The organism is Streptomyces sp. NPDC088746 (genome assembly GCF_044751065.1).
In the GTDB taxonomy this organism is placed as follows: domain Bacteria; phylum Actinomycetota; class Actinomycetes; order Streptomycetales; family Streptomycetaceae; genus Streptomyces.
The window spans coordinates 112,285-133,292 of the sequence record NZ_JBIVLA010000007.1; the positions used below are offsets into that span (position 1 = coordinate 112,285).

Sequence of the window (21,008 nt, forward strand, 5' to 3'; positions counted from 1 at the left end):
CCATGGCCGCTGAGAAGATGTCCATCGCGAAGGCGCTCAACGAGTCCCTGCGCAAGGCTCTCGAGACCGACCCCAAGGTCCTCATCATGGGTGAGGACGTCGGCAAGCTCGGCGGGGTCTTCCGCATCACGGACGGCCTCCAGAAGGACTTCGGCGAGGACCGGGTCATCGACACCCCGCTCGCGGAGTCCGGCATCGTCGGTACGGCGATCGGCCTGGCGCTGCGCGGATACCGCCCGATCGTCGAGATCCAGTTCGACGGCTTCGTCTTCCCCGCGTACGACCAGATCGTCACGCAGCTCGCGAAGATGCACGCCCGGGCCCTCGGCAAGATCAAGATGCCCGTCGTCATCCGCATCCCGTACGGCGGCGGCATCGGTGCCGTCGAGCACCACAGCGAGTCGCCCGAGGCGCTGTTCGCGCACGTGGCAGGGCTGAAGGTCGTCTCGCCGTCCAACGCGAGCGACGCCTACTGGATGATGCAGCAGGCCGTCCAGAGCGACGACCCGATCATCTTCTTCGAGCCCAAGCGGCGCTACTGGGACAAGGGGGAGCTCGACACCGAGGCCATCCCCGGCCCGCTCCACAAGGCCGCCGTGGCCCGTGAGGGCTCCGACCTCACGCTCGTCGCGTACGGCCCGATGGTGAAGGTCTGCCTGGAGGCCGCCGCCGCGGCGCAGGAGGAGGGCAAGTCGATCGAGGTCCTGGACCTGCGGTCGATGTCCCCGATCGACTTCGACGCCGTACAGACCTCGGTCGAGAAGACCCGCCGGCTCGTCGTGGTCCACGAGGCGCCGGTGTTCTACGGCTCCGGGGCCGAGATCGCGGCCCGGATCACCGAGCGCTGCTTCTACCACCTCGAAGCGCCGGTGCTGCGTGTCGGCGGCTACCACGCCCCCTACCCGCCGGCCCGGCTCGAGGACGAGTACCTGCCCGGGCTCGACAGGGTGCTCGACGCCGTCGACCGCTCGCTGGCGTACTGAGGAGAGGGTCGTGACGACGATGACCGAAACGTCTGCTCGTTTCCGTGAGTTCAAGATGCCCGACGTGGGCGAGGGACTGACCGAGGCGGAAATCCTCAAGTGGTTCGTCCAGCCCGGCGACACCGTCACGGACGGCCAGGTGGTCTGCGAGGTAGAGACCGCCAAGGCCGCCGTCGAGCTGCCGATCCCGTTCGACGGGGTGGTGCACGAGCTGCGCTTCCCCGAGGGCTCGACCGTCGACGTCGGCGAGGTGATCATCGCGGTGGACGTGGCACCGGGCAGCGGTGACGCCCCGGCCGAGCCGGAGCCCGTGCAGGAGGCCGTGGCGGAACCCGCGGCGGAGGAGACCCCCAAGGGCCGTCAGCCGGTGCTCGTCGGCTACGGCGTGGCGGAGAGCTCCACCAAGCGCCGGGCCCGCAAGGGGGCCGAGATCCCGGGGCCGGCCGCCGCCGCGATCCAGGCCGAGATCAACGGCCACGGCGCGAAGGCCGTGGAGAGCCGTCCCCTCGCCAAGCCGCCGGTGCGCAAGCTGGCGAAGGACCTGGGCATCGACCTCGCCACGGTCACCCCGACCGGGGAGGGCGGCGTGATCACCCGCGAGGACGTCCACGCGGCTGTCGCCCCCGCCCCCGCCCCCGCCGAGGCGGCCGTACGGGCCGAGGAGGCCGCCCCGGCCCCCGCGCCCGTGGCGGTACCCGTGGACCGGGCGGGCCGCGAGACCCGCATCCCCGTCAAGGGCGTGCGCAAGGCCATCGCGCAGGCCATGGTCGGCAGCGCCTTCACCGCGCCGCACGTCACCGAGTTCGTGACCGTCGACGTGACGCGCACGATGAAGCTCGTGGCGGAGCTCAAGGAGGACAAGGAGATGGCGGGGGTCCGGGTCAATCCGCTCCTGATCATCGCCAAGGCGCTCCTGGTCGCGATCAAGCGCAACCCCGGCGTCAACGCCGCCTGGGACGAGGCCAACCAGGAGATCGTGCAGAAGCACTACGTCAACCTGGGCATCGCCGCCGCCACCCCGCGCGGTCTGATCGTGCCGAACATCAAGGACGCGCACGACAAGACCCTGCCCCAGCTGGGCGAGGCACTGGGTGAGCTCGTCTCCACCGCACGCGAGGGGAAGACGTCCCCCGCCGCGATGGCGGGCGGCACGGTGACCATCACCAACGTCGGCGTCTTCGGCGTGGACACGGGTACGCCGATCCTGAACCCGGGCGAGTCCGCGATCCTCGCGGTCGGGGCGATCAAGCTCCAGCCGTGGGTCCACAAGGGCAAGGTGAAGCCCCGCCAGGTCACCACGCTGGCACTCTCCTTCGACCACCGGCTGGTCGACGGCGAGCTCGGCTCCAAGGTGCTCGCGGACGTCGCGGCGGTCCTGGAGCAGCCGAAGCGGCTGATCACCTGGGCGTAAGCATGTGAGATGGGCCCGCGCGATGTTCGCGCGGGCCCATCGGCATGTGCGCCGACGGTGTGTGCGACTACTCTGCGGGCAGGATGCGTCACCCGACGCAGTCACCCGAGGAGCCGCCCTGTGTCATCGAGTTGTGACCCCCAGTACGCTCCCGCCGGCGATGTGGGCGGCGCGCTGATGATGATCGACTCCCGGCTCAAGAGCATCCGCGACGGCAACGCCGAGAGCGACCTGGAGCAAAGGGCGCTGGCGGAGCAGGTCGTCGCTTCCCTGGGCCCTGGGGGTGCCGAAGACGTACTGGACGGCACGTGCACGATCATCTACATGTTCATGAGCTGGCTCCGGCAGGCGCATGAAGCGCAGGACAAGGACGTCATCGAGTACGTGGTCCCCACCCTCGTGGCCTCGCTGCGCCAGATGCCCAGGAGTATCCGCCCCGAGGCCATCCCCACCATGGCCGGCCTGGTCGTCGCCGCGGGTACGGGCCTGAGCCCCAACCTGTGGCGCAAGCAGTACGGGGAGTGGACCGAAGAGGAGATGAACCCCTTGGAGGCCACCGCGTTCCTGCTCGCGGAGCACATCAACCGCATCACGGACGACCCGGACTTCGCCACCCGCACGATCGCCGAAGCGCTGTCCCTTGCGGAGGAGGGCGCCTGAACTGCCGTTCCGCAGTCACCCCACGGTGAGTTCGGCGAAGACGGTCTTGCCGACGGTGCGCGGCTCGACGCCCCAGCGGTCGGCGAGCCGGGCGACGACGAGCAGCCCCCGCCCGTAACAGTCGTCGGCGCCGACTTGGCGCAGCCCGGGCAGCCGCTCGCCGCGGGGATCGCTGACCTCGATGCGGAGGGCGGCGCCGGTGAGGATGAGACGCACCCGGAAGAGCCGCCCGCGCATGCAGCCGTGCAACAAGGCGTTGGTCGCCAACTCGCTGACCAGCAGCGCGGCTTCATCGGCGCGATGGGGCTGCCCCCACTCCGCGACGAGGCGCGCCGCCCGCCGGCGGCAGAGGGAGACGCTACGGGCGGTCGGGGTGTAGTCGAGGCGGTCCTCGTGGAGTACGGGTTCGGGGGCCGGGATCTCTTGGGCTGCGGTCATGCGCGCGAGCTCCTTGGGTGCGGGCGGTGGCGATGTCGCGCCTGCGCAGGGCAGGGCGGTGCACTTCCGCCGGGCGGTGCCGCTGGGAGCGGCGGTTCGCCGAACGTAGCGAGCACGGGTCCATGGGTGCAAGTGAAACGGAGACAAGTGTCTCCAACGAGTGACAGTGGTCGACGACCCGGGCCGTGGGGCGGGACACTGAGGTGGTGAATCGAGCGACTCAGCAAGGCAACCGGTCGTCAACTGTTCTGGCACGCAGACTCGGTAGCGAGCTCCTGCGCCTGAGGGACGCGTCCGGGAAGACGCAACAGCAGGCAGCCCAGGTCATCAGCGCGACCAACTCGAAGATCGTGAAGATGGAGCGAGGCTGGGTTCCGATGAGGGACCCGGACGTGCGCAGCCTCTGTGAGTTCTACGGTGTCGAGGACGCGAAGCTCGTCAGCGGCTTGCTGGAGGTGGCCCGACTGGATCGGGAGCGCCGCAAGGCGAAGGGCTGGTGGAACCAGTACCCGGAGCTGCGCTCGCTGGTTGAGTACGTCGCGCTCGAGGACATCGCTACGGCGGTCAGGACCTGGCAGGGGGCCTTTGTGCCGGGGCTGCTCCAGACGCCGGACTACGCGCGGGCGCTGGCGGTCGGCAACGCGGACTGGGACGACCCGGACGAGATCGAGCGCTTCGTCGAGGCGAAGATCGCCCGACAGGCGCGCCTTGCGGACAGCGCCCCACTCGCGCTGTGGGCGATCGTCGGCGAAGGAGCGTTGCGGCAACTGGTCGGCGGTCGCGAGGTGATGCGCGCACAACTGGATCATCTGGCGACGGCTGCCACCGAGCCAAATGTCACGGTGCAGGTTGTCCCTTTCCTGGCCGGATCCCACCCGGGCATGACCAGCGCTTTTAGCGTTGTTTCGTTCGCCGAACCCGGTGCGATGGACGTGGTCTACATGGACACCACGTCGTCTACGCTGTGGCTGGAGAGTGAGAGGGACGCCGCCCGTCACAACGTCACGTTCAGTCGTATCGCCCGATGCGGACTCGCTCCCCGCGATTCCATTGCCTTGATAGGGCGTATTCGCAAGGAGCTGTAATCGTGCGTTGCTTCGAGTTCGTCAAGTCCAGCTACAGCAGCGGCAACGGCGAGTGCCTCGAAGTGGCCCGCAACGTTCCCAGCACCGTTGCCGTCCGCGACAGCAAGCGGTCCGACAGCCCCTTCCTCATCCTCGCCCCCGCCGCCTGGGACCGCTTCATAGCGGATCTGCGCCGGCAGGCGTAAGACGGCGGAGGGCCCCGCCCGCGCATCGCGCGAGCAGGGCCCAGAGGCGAACCCCGGCGCTACTTCTTGAAGGCGTAGTCCAGGAGCTTCTTCGCGTCGGACGTCCGGGTGGTCGCGGACGTCGAGGTGAGGACGGTCCCGATGACCGTCTTGCCGTTCCGGGTCGCCGCGAAGACCAGGCAGTACTTGGCGGACGGGCCCGAGCCGGTCTTCACGCCGATCGCGCCGCTGTAACTGCCCAGCAGCGGGTTGGTGTTCGTCCACGACATGTAGCGGTAGCCGCCGCTCTTCGTCGTGACCTTCTGCTTGGTCGACTTCGTCTTCACGATCGTGCGGAACGTGGAGTTCTTCATCGCGCTGCCGGCGATCTTCGTCAGGTCACGCGGCGTGGAGTAGTTCGAGCCGCTGCCGATGCCGTCGAACGAGTCGAAGTGGGTGTTCTTCAGGCCGAGGCTCTTCGCGGAGGCGTTCATCTTGCCGATGAAGGACTTCACCCGGGCCGCGCGCGTGGAGCCGGAGCCGAACTTGTCGGCGAGGGCGTAGGCGGCGTCGCAGCCCGACGGCAGCATCAGGCCGTACAGGAGCTGGCGGACCGTGACCTTGTCGCCGACGATCAGCCGGGCCGAGGAGGCGGTCTTCGAGACGATGTAGTCGCTGTACGCCTTCTGGACCGTCACCTTGGAATCCAGGTTCAGGTTCTTCTGCGCCAGCACCACCTTGGCGGTCATTATCTTCGTCGTGGAGCCGGTGGAGCGTCGGGTATCCGCGGCTTTTCCGTAGAGCGTCTTCGCGGTGCCGCTGTTCATCACGAAGCCGCCCTTGGCGGCGATCGAGGGTGTCGGCGGTGTCGCGGCCTGAGCCGTGGAGGCGAAGGCGCTGCCCGCGAGGACGGCGCCCGCGGTGAGAGTGACGGTGGCGGCGACGCTTGCGCGGTTTATGCCCTTGAGACCAGTTTTCAAGTCGAACGCTCCAAATACGCCTGAAATGCGGCCACATGGGGTGCCGCTCGGTGGTGAGACTCGCGAGACGCCCGGATGGATGCCCTCTCGTACGGGTGATTTCACACCCGTCCGGCGCCCGGCCGGAGACCAGGGCCGGATGTCCGCCTCCGCGTCCGGATCGCGGACGGGGAAGCGGACGCACCCATGTTGTATCTATGCTGTGTGCATGCCTGCCGCACCCATCGCCGAACCCGCCGCCCGCAAGGCGGCCCCCAAGCCCCCGCCCGCAGCCGAGCGCGTCTACACGCACATCAAGGAAGCCGTCCTCGACCGCCGCTACGAGGGTGGCACGCTCCTCACCGAGGGCGACCTGGCCGAGGCCGTCGGTGTGTCCCGGACCCCGGTACGGGAGGCGCTGCTCCGGCTCGAGGTCGAAGGGTTGATCAAGCTCTACCCGAAGAAGGGTGCGCTGGTGCTCGCGGTCTCCGCGCAGGAGATCTCCGACGTGGTGGAGACCCGGCTGCTCGTGGAGGAGTTCGCCGCGCGGAAGGCCGTGCCCGCGTCGGCGCAGCTGATCGCCCGGCTGGAGCGGCTCCTGGAGGAGCAGCGGGAGCTCGCCGAGGTGGGCGACCTGGCCGCGGTGTCCGTCAAGGACCGGTGCTTCCACGCCGAGATCGTGAAGAACGCGGGCAACGAGATCCTCTCCCGCCTCTACGACCAGCTCCGTGACCGGCAGCTGCGCATGGGCGTGGCCGTGATGGAGGCGCACCCCGGCAGGATCGCCGCCAACATCACCGAACACGGTGAGCTGCTGGACGCCATCAGGGCCGGCGACGCCGAGGGCGCCGCACTGGTCGTGCGGCGCCACGTCAGCCGGGTCAAGGTGCTGGTCCGGGGTGAGGACCGATGAGCTCCGCGTCCCCCACCCTCTCCCTGCCCGGAGACCCGCCCGGCGGCCGGCGTGCCGCGTGGGTCTGGGGCATCGGTGTCGCCGTCTACTTCGTCGCCATCATCTTCCGTACGAGTCTGGGCGTCGCCGGGCTCGACGCCGCCGACCGGTTCGAGGTCAACGCCTCGGCCCTGTCCACGTTCTCCATCCTGCAACTGCTCGTCTACGCCGGCATGCAGATACCCGTGGGCCTCATGGTCGACAGGCTCGGCACCAAGAAGGTCCTCACCATCGGGGTGGTGCTCTTCACTCTGGGACAGCTGGGCTTCGCGCTCTCCCCCTCGTACGGCATGGCTCTCGCCTCCCGCGCGATGCTCGGCTGCGGCGACGCGATGACGTTCATCAGCGTGCTGCGGCTCGGCGCCCGGTGGTTCCCGGCCCGACGCGGGCCGCTGATCGGCCAGGTGGCCGCGCTCTTCGGGATGGCGGGCAACCTCGTCTCGACCCTCGTCATCGCCCGCGCGCTGCACGGCTTCGGCTGGACCGCGACCTTCGTAGGCAGCTCGCTGGCCGGCGTGGTCGTGCTGGTACCGCTGCTGCTCTTCCTCAAGGACCACCCCGAGGGCCACGAGCCCCCGCCCGCCGAGCACGCCGGAGCGGCGTACGTGCGCAAGCAGATCGCCGCTTCCTGGCGGGAGCCGGGCACCCGCCTGGGCATGTGGGTGCACTTCACCACGCAGTTCCCCGCCATGGTCTTCCTCCTGCTGTGGGGCATGCCCTTCCTGGTCGAGGCGCAGGGGCTGAGCCGGGGCACCGCCGGTGAGCTGCTCACCCTGATCGTGCTCTCCAACATGGTCGTGGGGCTCGTCTACGGGCAGGTCATCGCCCGCCACCACGCGGCGCGCGCCCCGCTGGCCCTGGGGACGGTCGCGATGACCGCGCTGCTCTGGGCGTCGACGATCTTCTACCCCGGCGACCACGCGCCGATGTGGCTGCTGGTCACCCTGTGCGTGGTGCTCGGCTCCTGCGGACCGGCCTCGATGATCGGCTTCGACTTCGGCCGGCCGGCCAACCCGCCGGAACGCCAGGGCACCGCTTCCGGCATCGTCAACATGGGCGGCTTCGTCGCCTCGATGACGACACTGTTCGCGGTCGGCGTGCTGCTGGACGCGACGGGGGACAACTACCGCGTCGCGTTCGCTTCGGTCTTCGTCCTGGAGGCGCTCGGCGTCGTCCAGATCCTGCGGCTGCACGCCGGCGCCACCCACAGGGAACGCGACCACCACGTCGTCAGCCGGGTCGAAGCCGTGCACGTCCCCGCCTGACGGCGGCCCCGGCGGCGCGCCCGTCCCGGCCTGCTCACGGGCGGGCGCCGCCGGTCACGGCGTCAGGGGTGCAGGGGGTCAGGGGATCACGGAGTCAGGGCGAAGTGACGCAGGATCTCGGCCGCCAGCTCCTGGTCACCCTCGATCTTGATCCGGTCCTCCACGGCCTGCGCCCGGACCCGGCCGCAGGCCAGCCGGTAGTACGTCTCCCAGTCCATCGCCAGGGACGCCGCGGGACCCAGCGACGGCGCGCCGTCGACCGAGCCGTGGCCCTCGCCGTCGACCCTGACCGTACGCAGGAACTCCAGCGGGCCGTGCACATCGAAGACCACGGCCGAATTGGGCGGGGCGCCCGCGTCCTTGGCGACCACCTTCGCCAGTCCGGCCAGCAGGGTGTCCCGGACGACGAGGGCGCCGGGGGAGTCCAGGTTGCCGGGCTGTCCCAGCGTCGTGCGCAGGTCCTGCTCGTGGACCCAGACGTCGAACGCCCGCATCCGCAGTGCCAGTTCCAGGGTCTGCTCGGCGCCGAGGGGCGCCCGCACCATGGTCTCGGGGGCGCGCGACTCGTTGCGCAGCTGACGCATGCGCCGGATGAGCGTGTACTCCAGCTCCGAGGTCATCTCCGGCGCGGTGTGGTGGCGCCGTACGTCGACCTGCATCTCCATGTAGCGCTGGTGGTCGTTCTGCACGTGGTAGAGGTCGCGCGGCAGCGTGTGGATCGGGCGGGGGTCGCCGAGCTGCTCGCACTCCATGCCGATGACATGCGAGACGATGTCGCGCACCGACCAGCCCGGGCAGGGCGTCCGGCGGTTCCACTCCCCCTCGACGAGCGGCTTGACCAGCTCGGATATCGACTCGACGGCGTGGGTCCAGGCATCGGCATAGGTCTGGAGGCTGGGATGGACGGTCACGGGACCCCTCGTGCGGTTCTGCGGTGCATGGGCTGGAGAGCAGGGAGTGCCGACCGAGGGCCGGCACCGACGTCGCTGTCTGCGGGCTGCGTGGGAGGTTCGCTCGCTAAGTTACGCTGCGAGCAGGCACCCCGGCAGTGCTTTCGTGTGACGATCGTAGGCCCGCGTTGACGGCTTCCATGCCAGGACGGTGGTAGTGTGCACGCCTCCCTCATCCAGATCGCAGTAAACCCGGATGAATCGGTCAATTCCCGTAGAGAGCGCGCGGCTTCCCTGGTCGTGGCCCAGCGGGGTGCGGACCTGGTCCTCCTCCCCGAGCTCTGGCCGGTCGGTGCCTTCGCCTACACCGCGTTCGCCGATGAGGCCGAGCCCCTGCAAGGCCCCACCCATGACGTCATGGCGAAGGCGGCGGCCGAGGCCGGGGTCTGGCTGCATGCCGGGTCGTTCGTCGAGCGGGCCGAGGACGGCACCCTCTACAACACCTCGCTGGTCTTCTCGCCCGAGGGTGAACGGGCCGCCGCCTACCGCAAGATCCACCGTTTCGGCTTCGACAAGGGCGAGGCGGTGCTCATGGGGGCCGGAGAGGAACTCGTCACCGTCGCTTTGCCGGAGACCGTGGTCGGCCTCGCCACCTGCTACGACCTGCGCTTCCCCGAGCAGTTCCGGGGGCTCGTCGACGCGGGGGCCGAGACCCTGATCGTCGCGGCCGGCTGGCCGGAGCGCCGCCGTTCGCACTGGACCCTGCTGGCGCAGGCCCGCGCGGTGGAGAACCAGGCGTACGTCCTGGCGGTCGGGTCGGCCGGCACCCACGCGGGGGTCGAACAGGCGGGCCACAGCATCGTCGTCGACCCCTGGGGTGAGGTGCTCGCCGAGGCCGGGGCCGGCGAGGAGGTGCTCACCGTGGAGTTCGACCCGGCGAAGGCCACCACCACCCGCGAGCAGTTCCCGGCCCTCAAGGACCGCCGCCTGGGCCTCGCGCCACGGCGCCTGGCCTGAGCCGTACGCAGACGTCCCGAGGGCCCGGTTTCACGTGAAACCGGGCCCTCGGCCGTCCGGCCGCCCGCCGTCAGTCCTCGTCGTGGCCCTTGTCGTGATCCTTGTCGTGCTCCTTGTCCGCGAGGACGATGACGCACACCGCCACGGCGAGAAGCAGCGGCACATCGGCGTCCTCCCGCACGATGTCGACACCGTAGGTGTCGCGAACGGTCAGCCAGCGCCGGGAGATCTGGGCGAGCAGCTCCCCGTCGTAGTCGATCGCGAACTCGCGGTCCAGGATCTTGCCGCTGACGTCCAGCTCGGTGCCGTCCACCAGGGTCACCCGGTAGTGGTTGCGCAGGAGGGAGAGCCTCTTCCGCTTGATCTTGGCGAGCTCCTCGCCGTTCCGCTCGATCAGCATGGTGTCGCGCAGGCTGATCAGTTTCTGGCGGATCTCCACCAGCACCTGGCCGTCGGTGTCCTTCAGCTCGAAGGTGTCACGGAGCCGCATGGCCTTGCCGTCGACGAGGAAGAGCTTCCGCCCGTCCGCGTCCTCGATCCAGTAGTCGTCGCCGACGCCGAACACTCGCTCACGTACGAGAAGTCTCATGGATCACAGGTTCCCCGACGACCTGCCGGAATGCGGGCAGGCCACGGTGCTGTTGACTGTTGTCATGACAGCACGTGCACGTGTCCGCGCCCCCGAACTGATCGGCAAGGGCGGCTGGCTCAATACAGGCGACCGGCAGTACACCCTTGCTGAGCTGCGGGGACGCATTGTCATTCTGGATTTTTGGACATTTTGCTGCGTCAACTGTCTGCACGTGCTCGACGAGCTGCGTGAGCTGGAGGAGAAGCACCGCGACACCGTGGTGATCATCGGTGTCCACTCCCCGAAGTTCGTGCACGAGGCCGAGCACCAGGCCGTGGTCGACGCCGTCGAGCGGTACGAGGTGCATCACCCCGTCCTCGACGACCCCGAGCTCGCCACCTGGAAGCAGTACGCCGTCCGCGCCTGGCCCACGCTCGTCGTCGTGGACCCCGAGGGCTATGTCGTGGCCCAGCACGCCGGTGAGGGCCACGCGCACGCCATCGAGAAGCTGGTCGAGGAGCTGGAGGCCGAGCACGCCGCGAAGGGCACCCTGCACCGCGGCGACGGCCCGTACGTCGCTCCGGAGCCCGTCGCCACACACCTGCGGTTCCCCGGCAAGGCGCTCGCCCTCCCGGACGGCGGCTTCCTGGTCTCGGACACCACCCGGCACCGCCTGGTCGAGCTGGATGCCGACGGCGAGACCGTGCGGGGGCACTTCGGCGCCGGTGAGCGCGGATTCGCGGACGGCGGCCGCGACGAGGCCCGGTTCAGCGAACCGCAGGGTCTCGCCGTGCTGCCGGACGGCCGGATCGCCGTCGCGGACACCGTCAACCACGCGATCAGGGCGCTCGACCTCGCCACAGGAGTGACGACCACGCTCGCCGGTACCGGACGCCAGTGGTGGCAGGGCTCCGCCAGCAGCGGCCCGGCCACGGAGGTGGATCTGTCGTCGCCGTGGGACATCGCCTGGTTCGGCGACCGGCTGTGGATCGCGATGGCCGGCGTCCACCAGCTGTGGACGTACGACCCCGGGCAGGGCACGGTGCGGGCCGCCGCCGGGACGACCAACGAGGGTCTGGTCGACGGGCCCGGGGAGGAGGCGTGGTTCGCGCAGCCGTCCGGTCTGGCGGCGGCCGGGGACCGTCTCTGGGTCGCCGACTCCGAGACCTCCTCGCTGCGTTACGTGGACCTGGAGGGCGCGGTCCACACCGCCGTCGGTACCGGACTCTTCGACTTCGGCCACCGCGACGGCCCCGCGGAGCAGGCGCTCTTCCAGCACCCGCTGGGCGTCACGGCCCTCCCCGACGGCTCCGTGGCGGTGAGCGACACCTACAACCACGCGCTGCGGCGGTACGACCCGGAGAGCGGCGAGGTCACCACGCTGGCCACCGATCTGCGGGAGCCGAGCGACGCGGTCCTGGTGGAGGGCGATCTGGTCGTCGTCGAGTCCGCACGGCACCGGCTGACCCGGCTGCGGCTCCCCGAGGAGGCCGTGCGGGTCGCGGACCGGGCCCACCGAACCCGGCGCGCGGCCACCGAGGTCGCCGCCGGCACGCTGAGGCTGGACGTGGTCTTCCAGGCGCCGGCAGGGCAGAAGCTCGACACCCGTTACGGCCCCTCCACCCGGCTGCTGGTCTCCTCGACCCCGCCGGAGCTGCTGGCCGAGGGGTCGGGCCAGGGGATGGATCTGGGTCGGGACCTGGTCCTCGCGGACGGGGTCACCGAGGGCGTGCTGCATGTGTCCGCGATGGCGGCGTCCTGCGACGACGACCCGGACAACGAGTACCCGGCCTGCCATGTGCACCAGCAGGACTGGGGCGTCCCCGTGAGCGTCACCGCCGGAGGGGCGTCCAGGCTCCCGCTGGTGCTGGCCGGGATGGACGAACAGGGCTGACGGCCCACCGGCCCGGCGGCGCCGCGCCACGTGTCCTCAGGGCGCGTGCCGGCGCCGTGCCGCCTGCCGGGGCGTCAGCTCACTGGTAGCGGCGCTCGTCCTCCGAGACGACCGTGGTGGTGGGCGGCACGACCATGCGGCGGCGCCGCGCGATGCTCACGTAGACGAAGACCCCGACGAGGCCGACGAGCATCATGATCCAGCCGACCAGGTCGACGTTGACGGTATCCATTTCCCAGTCGGTGGCGAACGCCAGAATCGCCCCGGCACCGATCAGGAGAATGCATCCTCCGAGTCCCATGATTTCCGCCTCCTCGACGGCCCGGTGAATCCGGACCGGTGTACGGATCGCGTACCCGGCCCGGCAACAACCATGTCCGTCGGGGCGGTTGGGACGGTCGGGTTCAGCCCGCGAGGAACGCCGTGAGCGCGTTGGTCAGGAGGTACGGGTCGTCGGCGCCGCAGAGTTCACGCGCGCTGTGCATCGACAGGATCGCCACACCGATGTCGACGGTCGTGATGCCGTGCCGGGCCGCGGTGATCGGGCCGATCGTCGTGCCGCACGGCATCGAGTTGTTGGAGACGAACGTCTGCCACGGCACGCCGGCCTTCTCGCAGGCCGCGGCGAACACGGCGCGGCCGCCGCCGTCGGTCGCGTAGCGCATGTTGACGTTGACCTTGAGGATGGGCCCGCCGTTGGCCACCGGGTGGTGCGTCGGGTCGTGGCGCTCGGCGTAGTTGGGGTGGACGGCGTGGCCGGTGTCCGAGGAGAGACAGACCGTTCCGGCGAAGGCCCGGGCACGGTCCTCGTACGAGCCGCCGCGGGCGAACACGGAGCGCTCCAGGACCGTGCCGAGCAGCGGACCGTCCGCGCCGGTGTCGGACTGGGAGCCGTTCTCCTCGTGGTCGAAGGCGGCCAGCACGGGGATGTACGGGAGCTCGGCGTCCGGCTGCCCGGACACGGCGGCCAGCGCGGCCGTCGCGGCGTGCACCGAGAGCAGGTTGTCCATGCGCGGACCGGCGAGGAGTTCACGGTCCCGGCCCAGGTAGGCGGGCGGCTCGACGGGGTGCGGCATGAGGTCCCAGCCGGTGATCTCCGCGGCCTCGACGCCCGCCGCCTCGGCGACGAAGCGGATGAGGTCGCCCTCCTCGATGTCGCCGAGTCCCCAGATCGGCTGCATGTGCTTCTGGCGGTCGAGCTTGAGGCCGTCGGGGTTGGCGGACCGGTCCAGGTGCACGGCGAGCTGGGGGACGCGCAGCAGGGGCCGGTCGATGTTCACCAGCCGGTGCGTGCCGTCGCGCAGGGAGATGCGGCCGGCGAGACCGAGGTCCCGGTCGAGCCAGGTGTTCAGGAGCGTCCCGCCGTAGACCTCGACGGCGATCTGGCGCCAGCCGTGCGCACCGGAGTCGGGCAGCGGCTTGACCCGCAGGTTCGGGGAGTCGGTGTGGGCGCCGACGATCCGGAACGGGGTGTGGGCCGCGGCGCCCTCCGGCACGTACCAGGCCACGATGGCGCCGCCCCGCAGGACGTACTTCCCGCCGGTGGAGCCGTCCCACGCGTCCGTCTCCTCGACCTGCCGGAATCCGGCCTTCTCCAGCCGCGCGGCGGCCGTGGCCACGGCGTGGTACGGGGAAGGGGCCGCCATCAGGAAGGCCATCAGATCATCGGTGTGCCCGCGGTCGAAGCGGAGGGGAGAGCTCATGTTCTTCACTGTAACGACGGGGGACCGGGACGTTTAACGGTGTACGACGTCGTGCCGCCGCCTGTGTCCGGAAAGTTGCCCCGCCCATGACGACGCCGCCGCCCGGAGGATCCGGACGGCGGCGTCATCGACGGCGGGGCGGAGCGGTGACGACTAGAACGCGGCCTCGTCGAGCTCCATCAGCGAGTTGTCGACGGACTCGGCCAGCGCGCGCTCGCCGGAGACGCCCGGCAGGACGTTCGCGGCGAAGAACTTCGCGGCGGCGATCTTGCCCTGGTAGAAGGCGGCGTCCTTGGCGGAGGCGTTGCGCAGCTTCTCGGAGGCCACGACCGCGCCCTTGAGCAGCAGGTAGCCGACGACGACGTCGCCGGAGGCCATCAGGAGGCGGGTCGTGTTGAGACCGACCTTGTAGATGTTCTTGACGTCCTCGCCCGTGGCGGTGAGGTCGGTGATCATCGTGCCGACGATCGCCTCCAGGTCCACCGCGGCCTTGGCGAGGTTGTCCAGCGAGCCGGACAGCTCCTCGTCGCCCTGGGCACTCGCGAGGAACTTCTTGATCTCCTCGGAGAGGGTGTTCAGCGAGGCGCCCTGGTCGCGGACGATCTTCCGGAAGAAGAAGTCCTGGCCCTGGATCGCCGTCGTGCCCTCGTAGAGGGTGTCGATCTTGGCGTCGCGGATGTACTGCTCGACCGGGTACTCCTGGAGGTAACCGGAGCCGCCGAACGTCTGGAGCGACTGCGCGAGCTGCTCGTAGGACTTCTCGGAGCCGTAGCCCTTCACGATCGGGAGCAGCAGGTCGTTGAGGCCGTTGAGCGCCTTGGCGTCCTCGCCCGCGGCCTCCTTCACCTGGATCGCGTCCTGGACGGAGGCGGTGTACAGCACGAGGGAGCGCATGCCCTCGGCGTACGCCTTCTGCGTCATCAGGGAGCGGCGCACGTCGGGGTGGTGCGTGATGGTGACCTTGGGGGCCGTCTTGTCCATGAACTGCGACAGGTCGGTGCCCTGGACGCGCTCCTTGGCGTACTCCAGCGCGTTGAGGTAGCCCGCCGAGAGGGCCGCGATGGCCTTCGTGCCGACCATCATGCGGGCGAACTCGATGATGCGGAACATCTGGCGGATGCCGTCGTGCTTGTCGCCGATCAGCCAGCCCTTGGCGGGGTGCTGGTCGCCGAAGGTCATCTCGCAGGTGTTCGACGCCTTGAGGCCCATCTTGTGCTCGACGTTCGTCGCGTACACGCCGTTACGCGCACCGAGCTCGCCGGTGGTCCAGTCGAAGTGGAACTTCGGGACCAGGAAGAGGGAGAGGCCCTTGGTGCCCGGGCCGGCGCCCTCGGGGCGTGCCAGGACGTAGTGGAGGATGTTCTCGGACATGTCGTGCTCGCCCGAGGTGATGAAGCGCTTCACGCCCTCGATGTGCCAGGAGCCGTCCTCCTGCTCGACCGCCTTCGTGCGGCCGGCGCCGACGTCCGAACCGGCGTCCGGCTCGGTCAGCACCATCGTCGAGCCCCACTGCTTCTCGACGGCGATCTCCGCGATCTTCTTCTGCGCCTCGTTGCCCTCGTCGAAGAGGATGCCGGCGAACGCGGGGCCGGAGGAGTACATCCAGACCGCCGGGTTCGAGCCGAGCAGCAGCTCCGCGTAACCCCAGATCAGGGAGCGCGGCGACGTCGTGCCGCCGATCTCCTCGGGCAGGCCGAGGCGCCAGTACTCGGAGTCCATGAAGGCCTGGTACGACTTCTTGAAGGAGGCCGGGACGGGCGCGGTGTTCGTCTCGGGGTCGAAGACCGGCGGGTTGCGGTCCGCGTCGGCGTACGAGTCGGCCAGCTCGTTCTCCGCGAGGCGGGTCACCTCGTCCAGGATGCTCTTCGCGGTGTCGACGTCCATCTCCGCGAACGGACCGGTGCCGTACAGCTTGTCGCGCCCGAGGACCTCGAAGAGGTTGAACTCGATGTCGCGGAGATTCGACTTGTAGTGCCCCATGGGAAGGCTCCGTAATCAATAGCAGTGGCGCGCAGCGCCCCGTGGAGGAGTGAGGTTCGGGCGACGGACGGCCGGGCGTGGGTATATCACCTGACCCCCACGATGATGCTACCCGTCAGTAATAAGACGCAACCCCCCGAGGCACAGATGTGTCCGATTACTCTTTGCGGCATGTATGGCTACGACCAGAACCAGGGCGCACAGCAGCAGATGGGCGGCGGCTACGGCGAGCAGCCGTTGTACCCCGAGCCCTCGCCGCCGTCCCTGGCCGACGCGGTACGGGCCTTCACGACCGGGTCGCTGTCCGCGGAGGACTTCCAGCAGATCTTCGCCACGGCGAAGGTCTACTGCCCGCGCGGCGACAACCCCGGCTTCCTGGCGCTCCACAACACCCAGCAGCCGGTGATCCCCATGTTCACGACGCTCAAGGAGCTCCGGAGCTATGCGGGCAAGGAGTCCAAGTACTTCGTGATCACGGGCGCCGAGGTGATCGACCTGCTGCCGACCGGCTACGGCTTCGTCCTGGACATGGAGGGTGATCACCGCATGGTCTTCGACGCCAAGGCGGTGGAGCAGATGGTGGACTTCGCGATGCGTCGTATGTACGGATAGGCACCCCCTGCTCCGCGGACGGCCGAGGGCCTCCGCGACCCGAGGTGGCCCGAGGGCCCGCGCCGGCCGGTGCGGGCCCTCGGTGCTGTCCGGGTCGGCGGGAATGGATGTCGCCTTGCTAGATGTTCACCGTTCAACTAAATTGGACGCAGAAGACTCCCGGAGGTGGCTCCCATGCCCGCAGTGACCGTCGAAAACCCGCTGACCCTGCCGAAGGTCGCGGCCCAGGCCGAGGCCGTGGCCCGCCCCGTGCTGACCGTCACGACCGCGCCCAGCGGTTTCGAGGGCGAGGGGTTCCCGGTGCGGCGTGCCTTCGCCGGGATCAACTACCGGCACCTCGACCCGTTCATCATGATGGACCAGATGGGTGAGGTGGAGTACGCGGCCGGCGAGCCGAAGGGGACCCCCTGGCACCCGCACCGCGGCTTCGAGACCGTCACGTACATCATCGACGGGAGCTTCATCCACCAGGACAGCCACGGCGGCGGCGGTGCCATCGAGAACGGCGACACCCAGTGGATGACCGCCGGAAGCGGCCTCCTGCACATCGAGACGCCGCCCGAGGCGCTCGTCATGTCCGGCGGGCTCTTCCACGGCCTCCAGCTCTGGGTGAACCTGCCCAAGGCCGACAAGATGATGGCCCCGCGCTACCAGGACATCCGTGGTGGCCAGGTCCAGCTCCTCGCCTCCCCGGACGGCGGCGCGCTGCTCCGTGTCATCGCCGGCGAGCTCGACGGCCACGAGGGCCCGGGCATCACGCACACGCCGATCACCATGGTCCACGCGACGGTCCGGCCGGGTGCCGAGGTGACGCTCCCGTGGCGCGAGGACTTCAACGGCCTCGCGTACGTCCTCGCCGGGCGCGGCAGCGTCGGTGAGGAGCGCCGCCCGGTCCGCACCGGGCAGACCGCGGTCTTCGGCAAGGGGTCCTCGCTGACCGTCCGCGCCGACGAGACGCAGGACGGCAACACCCCGGACCTGGAGGTCGTGCTGCTCGGCGGGCGTCCGATCCGTGAGCCGATGGCGCACTACGGGCCGTTCGTGATGAACACCCAGGACGAGCTCAAGCAGGCCTTCGAGGACTTCCAGGCCGGCCGCCTCGGCAAGGTCCCGGCGGTCCACGGCATGTGACCGGCCCCTCCGGTCGTACGGGTGACGGGCCGTCACCCGTACGACCGTGCAGAAGGGACATCACTCCCCGCCCGTGATCGGGTGGGAGGGTGCCTGACCGGAAGACCCTCCTGCCCGATGTCGCGCGGCGCACGGCCGCCTGGTGCGGCGTTCTGCTCCTGGTCGTCGGCGTCGTGGCTGTGGCCATCTGGCTCGTGGTGGTGCTCAAGACCGCGGTCACCCCGGTCCTGCTGGCGCTGCTCGGCACGGCGCTGCTCGGCCCCGTCCACCGCTGGCTGACCGCCCACAAGGTGAACAGGTCCGTGGCGGCCGGACTCACCTGCGCCGCGCTCGTCGCGGTGGGCGGCGGCGCCGGATACATCGTCGTCACCGCACTCGTCGACACGGGCGACCAGATCGTGGCCTCGCTGAAGGACGCGGCGCAGTGGGTCATCGACCACTTCGACATCGAAGGGGTCGCGAACGTGGACGATCTGGCGGACAACGCGAAGAAGCTGATCGGGAAGTTCGGCGCGAGTGCGGCGGGCGGACTGCTCACCGGGATCAGCGTCATCGGCTCGCTCGTGACCACCGCGGTCCTGGCCCTGCTGCTGACGTTCTTCTTCCTGCGCGACTCCGACCGGGCCGTCCACCTCGCCCACACCATCGCCCCGCGCGGCACGGGCGGGCTCGTGGAGGCCATGGGGCGCAGGGCCTTCGAAGCCGTCGAGGGGTTCATGCGCGGCACCACCTTCATCGCCCTGATCGACGCGCTGTGCATCACGGTGGGTCTGCTGATCCTGCGGGTGCCGGGGGCGGTGGGACTGGGCGCGCTGGTCTTCGTCGGCGCCTACATCCCGTACCTGGGGGCCTTCATCTCCGGTGCCGTGGCCGTGCTGGTCGCGCTCGCCGACCGGGGCATCGTGATCGCGCTCTGGGTACTGGGAGTGGTGCTCGCCGTCCAGGTGCTGGAGGGGCACGTGCTCCAGCCCGTCATCCAGAGCCGCACGGTCCAGATGCACCCCGCCACGATCATGATCGCGCTGACCGCGGGTGCGAGCGTCGCGGGGCTGCTGGGCATGCTGCTGGCGGTGCCGTTGTGCGCCGCGGTGTTCGGGGTGATCGGCGAGCTGCGCAAGGGATACGAGGCCGGAGGCCGGGAGGGCGCGGTCCCCGGGCGCTCATGAGCCGGTGACGCCCAGCTCGGCCGGCTCCGCGGACTCGTACAGCTCGAACCAGATCGACTTCCCCTCACCCCTCGGGTCCACCCCCCAGGCGTCGGCGAGCATCTCCATCAGCACCAGTCCGCGGCCGCTGGACGCCATCTCCCCCGGCCGCCGCTTGTGCGGCAGCTCGTCACTGGTGTCGGCCACCTCGACACGCAGCCGCCGCTCGCCCCGCTCGCCCGTCACCTCCGCGACGAGCAGCGCGTCCCCGTCCGTGTGGACGAGCACGTTCGTGGACATCTCGGAGACCATCAGCTCCGCCGAGTCGACCTGCTCCGTGTCCGCCCAGTCGTGCAGCAGCTCCCGCACCTGCCCGCGGGCGGCCGCGACGCGCTCGGGCTCCGCCTGGGCGATGCTCATGGCCGAGCGCCGCCCCGGGGTCCTGCGCGTCCGTGCGGCCTCACGGCGCAGCACCATGACCGCGATGTCGTCCTCACGGCGGTCCACCAGCGGCCCGGTCGTGTAGTGGGAGCCGGGACCGTGCACCGTCCGGACGAGGGCGTCCGCGAGCTCCTCCAGGTCCTCGACGGGTTTCTCCAGGACCGGCCTGAGCCTGGTCCATCCGGTGGCCATGTCGTGTCCGCCGGTCTCGATGAGCCCGTCCGTGCACAGCATGATCGTCTCGCCGGGGCTCAGGACCACGCGGGTCGTCGGGTAGTCGGCGTCCTTCTCGACGCCCAGGGGCAGCCCTCCGGCGGTCTGCCGGATGACCGCCGTGCCGTCGACGCTGATCACCACCGGGTCCGGGTGGCCCGCGCGGGCGATGTCGAGGGTCCCGTTCTCGGGGTCCGCCTCCGCGTACAGGCAGGTCGCGAAGCGCGTCGCGTCCGAGCGGTCCTCGCCGTCGTCGAGGTCGTACGTCTCGGTCAGTCCGGACAGGAAGCGCGAGGCCCGGGAGAGCACGGCGTCGGGGCGGTGCCCCTCGGAGGCGTACGCGCGCAGGGCGATCCTCAGCTGGCCCATCAGGCCCGCCGCCCGCACGTCATGGCCCTGGACGTCACCGATGACGAGGGCGATACGGCCGTTGGGGAGCGGGATCACGTCGTACCAGTCGCCGCCGACCTGGAGACCTCCTCCTGTCGGGATGTAACGCGCCGCCACCGTCAGGCCGGGCACGCCGGGGCCCAGGGACGGCCTCATCGCCCGCTGGAGGCCCAGCGACAGCTCACGCTCGTTCTCGGCCGCGCCGGCGCGGGTCAGCGCCTGCGCGAGCATCTTGGCCACCGTCGTCAGCACGGAACGCTCGTCCGGTGAGAAGGCCACGTTGTGCCGGAAACCCGCCATCCAGGCACCCATGGTGTGCCCGGACGAGATCAGCGGCATGAAGGCCCAGGACTGGCGCCCGAACTCCTGGGCGAGGGGCCAGGTGGCCGGGAAGCGGCGCCGGTACTCCTCGGGGGTCTCGAGGTAGATCGCCTGGCCGGTCCGCACGACCTCGGCGGCCGGGTAGTCCGTCTGGAGGGACATCTCGGTGAAGGGCTTCTCGTCGCCGACGTTGTGCCCGTGGTGCCCGATGATCGTCAGCCGCTCGCCCGAGACCCCGAAGACGGCGAGCCCGTCCGGCGAGAAGCCGGGCATGGAGAGCGAATGGGCGACCCGCAGGACCTCCTCGGTGGACCCGGCCTCGGCCAGCGCCCGTCCCGCGTCCAGCAGGAACGCCTCGCGCGACCGCCGCCAGTCGCCCGTGAGCGGGGTCTTCGCCGCGGTGTCCTCCGCGGGCTGGGTGACCTCCTGGAGGATGCCCGTCAGCACGTACGTGTGGCGGCCCGGGGTGTCCAGCGGGATCGGCTTCGACCGGGTGCGCACCGTGCGTACGACCGCGCCGTTCTCGTCCATGATCCGCATCCTGGCCTCGGCCACCGTCCCCTCGGTGATCGCGAAGTTCACGATGCCGTCGATCTCGTTCCAGTCGGCCGGGTGGAACCGGGGGCGCACCTCCTCGCCGGGGCGGGTCGTGGCCTCGGCGGGCAGTCCCACCAGCCGCGCCGCCTCGGCGTCGAGCGTGACCGTGCCCGATGAGCTGTCCCAGCTCCACAGCCCGGTCCCGATCGCAGCCAGGATCTCCTCGGTGCGCATTGCCCCACTTTA

At 70.1% G+C, this 21,008-nt stretch carries 20 protein-coding genes; 12 read left to right on the forward strand and 8 right to left on the reverse strand.

Going from position 1 to position 21,008, the window contains the following annotated elements; all coding sequences use genetic code 11:
* Positions 1 to 2 precede the first annotated feature (2 nt).
* The 3 genes from ACIP63_RS28065 to ACIP63_RS28075 all read left to right on the forward strand — a co-directional run bounded on the left by ACIP63_RS28065 (position 3) and on the right by ACIP63_RS28075 (position 3,054).
* Positions 3 to 983 (forward strand): alpha-ketoacid dehydrogenase subunit beta, encoded by a 981-nt coding sequence (locus ACIP63_RS28065; protein WP_401520979.1) that lies wholly within the window; start codon positions 3 to 5, stop codon positions 981 to 983.
* Positions 984 to 993: 10 nt separating this feature from the next.
* Positions 994 to 2,394, forward strand: a complete 1,401-nt coding sequence (locus tag ACIP63_RS28070; RefSeq protein WP_401520982.1) for a dihydrolipoamide acetyltransferase family protein — start codon at positions 994 to 996, stop codon at positions 2,392 to 2,394.
* A 120-nt stretch (positions 2,395 to 2,514) separates the two neighbouring features.
* The gene (locus ACIP63_RS28075; protein ID WP_401520985.1) at positions 2,515 to 3,054 is read left to right on the forward strand and encodes a hypothetical protein; all 540 of its coding nucleotides are present in this window, start codon (positions 2,515 to 2,517) and stop codon (positions 3,052 to 3,054) included.
* Between the two features lie 15 nt (positions 3,055 to 3,069).
* On the opposite strand, the gene ACIP63_RS28080 is transcribed toward ACIP63_RS28075, so the two are convergent.
* A complete protein-coding gene (locus tag ACIP63_RS28080) occupies positions 3,070 to 3,492 on the reverse strand; it encodes an ATP-binding protein (protein WP_401520987.1) in 423 nt (140 codons plus the stop codon).
* A gap of 206 nt (positions 3,493 to 3,698) precedes the next feature.
* Between ACIP63_RS28080 and ACIP63_RS28085 the strand changes: the two genes are divergently transcribed.
* Both ACIP63_RS28085 and ACIP63_RS28090 read left to right on the forward strand, forming a co-directional pair.
* Positions 3,699 to 4,577, forward strand: coding sequence for a helix-turn-helix domain-containing protein (locus ACIP63_RS28085; protein WP_401520988.1), 879 nt, complete (start codon positions 3,699 to 3,701; stop codon positions 4,575 to 4,577).
* Between the two features lie 2 nt (positions 4,578 to 4,579).
* Positions 4,580 to 4,762, forward strand: coding sequence for a DUF397 domain-containing protein (locus ACIP63_RS28090; protein WP_401520991.1), 183 nt, complete (start codon positions 4,580 to 4,582; stop codon positions 4,760 to 4,762).
* Positions 4,763 to 4,821: 59 nt separating this feature from the next.
* Here the strand turns inward: ACIP63_RS28090 and ACIP63_RS28095 are convergent, their stop codons facing one another.
* Entirely contained in the window at positions 4,822 to 5,721 is a 900-nt protein-coding gene (locus ACIP63_RS28095; protein ID WP_401520993.1) for a D-alanyl-D-alanine carboxypeptidase family protein, read from the reverse strand.
* Between the two features lie 208 nt (positions 5,722 to 5,929).
* Here ACIP63_RS28095 and ACIP63_RS28100 point away from each other — a divergent pair, with 208 nt between their 5' ends.
* Together ACIP63_RS28100 and ACIP63_RS28105 are read left to right on the forward strand one after the other, a co-directional pair.
* Positions 5,930 to 6,613 carry a GntR family transcriptional regulator gene (locus tag ACIP63_RS28100; protein WP_401520995.1) on the forward strand — a complete coding sequence of 228 codons (684 nt, stop codon included), beginning with the start codon at positions 5,930 to 5,932 and terminating at the stop codon, positions 6,611 to 6,613.
* Positions 6,610 to 7,917, forward strand: a complete 1,308-nt coding sequence (locus ACIP63_RS28105; protein ID WP_401520997.1) for a nitrate/nitrite transporter — start codon at positions 6,610 to 6,612, stop codon at positions 7,915 to 7,917. Before ACIP63_RS28100 ends, ACIP63_RS28105 begins: the two co-directional genes overlap by 4 nt.
* An 86-nt stretch (positions 7,918 to 8,003) precedes the next feature.
* Here the strand turns inward: ACIP63_RS28105 and ACIP63_RS28110 are convergent, their stop codons facing one another.
* A complete protein-coding gene (locus ACIP63_RS28110) occupies positions 8,004 to 8,828 on the reverse strand; it encodes a maleylpyruvate isomerase family mycothiol-dependent enzyme (RefSeq protein ID WP_401520999.1) in 825 nt (274 codons plus the stop codon).
* Positions 8,829 to 9,026: 198 nt separating this feature from the next.
* On the opposite strand from ACIP63_RS28110, the gene ACIP63_RS28115 reads away from it, so the two are divergent.
* Positions 9,027 to 9,824, forward strand: coding sequence for a carbon-nitrogen family hydrolase (locus ACIP63_RS28115; RefSeq protein WP_362927461.1), 798 nt, complete (start codon positions 9,027 to 9,029; stop codon positions 9,822 to 9,824).
* 70 nt (positions 9,825 to 9,894) lie between these two features.
* On the opposite strand, the gene ACIP63_RS28120 is transcribed toward ACIP63_RS28115, so the two are convergent.
* Positions 9,895 to 10,413 (reverse strand): LURP-one-related/scramblase family protein, encoded by a 519-nt coding sequence (locus ACIP63_RS28120; protein WP_401521002.1) that lies wholly within the window; start codon positions 10,411 to 10,413, stop codon positions 9,895 to 9,897.
* A 64-nt stretch (positions 10,414 to 10,477) separates the two neighbouring features.
* Here ACIP63_RS28120 and ACIP63_RS28125 point away from each other — a divergent pair, with 64 nt between their 5' ends.
* Positions 10,478 to 12,289: an NHL domain-containing thioredoxin family protein gene (locus ACIP63_RS28125; protein ID WP_401521004.1), complete on the forward strand. Its 1,812-nt coding sequence runs from the start codon at positions 10,478 to 10,480 to the stop codon at positions 12,287 to 12,289.
* A gap of 79 nt (positions 12,290 to 12,368) precedes the next feature.
* On the opposite strand, the gene ACIP63_RS28130 is transcribed toward ACIP63_RS28125, so the two are convergent.
* The 3 genes from ACIP63_RS28130 to ACIP63_RS28140 form a co-directional block, all read right to left on the reverse strand.
* Positions 12,369 to 12,590, reverse strand: coding sequence for a DUF6458 family protein (locus ACIP63_RS28130; protein WP_124277833.1), 222 nt, complete (start codon positions 12,588 to 12,590; stop codon positions 12,369 to 12,371).
* A gap of 103 nt (positions 12,591 to 12,693) precedes the next feature.
* Positions 12,694 to 13,992 (reverse strand): M18 family aminopeptidase, encoded by a 1,299-nt coding sequence (locus tag ACIP63_RS28135; protein WP_401521008.1) that lies wholly within the window; start codon positions 13,990 to 13,992, stop codon positions 12,694 to 12,696.
* Positions 13,993 to 14,145: 153 nt separating this feature from the next.
* A complete protein-coding gene (locus tag ACIP63_RS28140; RefSeq protein WP_401521010.1) occupies positions 14,146 to 15,972 on the reverse strand; it encodes an acyl-CoA dehydrogenase in 1,827 nt (608 codons plus the stop codon).
* Between the two features lie 171 nt (positions 15,973 to 16,143).
* On the opposite strand from ACIP63_RS28140, the gene ACIP63_RS28145 reads away from it, so the two are divergent.
* From ACIP63_RS28145 to ACIP63_RS28155, 3 genes are all read left to right on the forward strand, one after another.
* Positions 16,144 to 16,584, forward strand: coding sequence for an SseB family protein (locus tag ACIP63_RS28145; protein WP_103760589.1), 441 nt, complete (start codon positions 16,144 to 16,146; stop codon positions 16,582 to 16,584).
* A gap of 174 nt (positions 16,585 to 16,758) precedes the next feature.
* On the forward strand, positions 16,759 to 17,715 hold the full coding sequence (locus tag ACIP63_RS28150) for a pirin family protein (protein WP_399231978.1): 957 nt from the start codon (positions 16,759 to 16,761) through the stop codon (positions 17,713 to 17,715).
* Between the two features lie 89 nt (positions 17,716 to 17,804).
* On the forward strand, positions 17,805 to 18,881 hold the full coding sequence (locus ACIP63_RS28155) for an AI-2E family transporter (RefSeq protein ID WP_401521015.1): 1,077 nt from the start codon (positions 17,805 to 17,807) through the stop codon (positions 18,879 to 18,881).
* Here ACIP63_RS28155 and ACIP63_RS28160 read toward each other — a convergent pair.
* Positions 18,876 to 20,996, reverse strand: coding sequence for a SpoIIE family protein phosphatase (locus ACIP63_RS28160; protein WP_401521018.1), 2,121 nt, complete (start codon positions 20,994 to 20,996; stop codon positions 18,876 to 18,878). The two genes, ACIP63_RS28155 and ACIP63_RS28160, sit on opposite strands and share 6 nt — an antisense overlap.
* Positions 20,997 to 21,008 lie beyond the last annotated feature (12 nt).

Coding starts and splice junctions, on each gene's coding strand:
- ACIP63_RS28065 (WP_401520979.1), top strand. CDS start 3: ATGGCCGCTGAGAAGATGTCCATCGCGAAGGCGCTCAACGAGTCCCTG.
- ACIP63_RS28080 (WP_401520987.1), bottom strand. CDS start 3,492: ATGACCGCAGCCCAAGAGATCCCGGCCCCCGAACCCGTACTCCACGAG.
- ACIP63_RS28100 (WP_401520995.1), top strand. CDS start 5,930: ATGCCTGCCGCACCCATCGCCGAACCCGCCGCCCGCAAGGCGGCCCCC.
- ACIP63_RS28105 (WP_401520997.1), top strand. CDS start 6,610: ATGAGCTCCGCGTCCCCCACCCTCTCCCTGCCCGGAGACCCGCCCGGC.
- ACIP63_RS28120 (WP_401521002.1), bottom strand. CDS start 10,413: ATGAGACTTCTCGTACGTGAGCGAGTGTTCGGCGTCGGCGACGACTAC.
- ACIP63_RS28125 (WP_401521004.1), top strand. CDS start 10,478: ATGACAGCACGTGCACGTGTCCGCGCCCCCGAACTGATCGGCAAGGGC.
- ACIP63_RS28130 (WP_124277833.1), bottom strand. CDS start 12,590: ATGGGACTCGGAGGATGCATTCTCCTGATCGGTGCCGGGGCGATTCTG.
- ACIP63_RS28135 (WP_401521008.1), bottom strand. CDS start 13,992: ATGAGCTCTCCCCTCCGCTTCGACCGCGGGCACACCGATGATCTGATG.
- ACIP63_RS28140 (WP_401521010.1), bottom strand. CDS start 15,972: ATGGGGCACTACAAGTCGAATCTCCGCGACATCGAGTTCAACCTCTTC.
- ACIP63_RS28145 (WP_103760589.1), top strand. CDS start 16,144: ATGTATGGCTACGACCAGAACCAGGGCGCACAGCAGCAGATGGGCGGC.
- ACIP63_RS28150 (WP_399231978.1), top strand. CDS start 16,759: ATGCCCGCAGTGACCGTCGAAAACCCGCTGACCCTGCCGAAGGTCGCG.
- ACIP63_RS28160 (WP_401521018.1), bottom strand. CDS start 20,996: ATGCGCACCGAGGAGATCCTGGCTGCGATCGGGACCGGGCTGTGGAGC.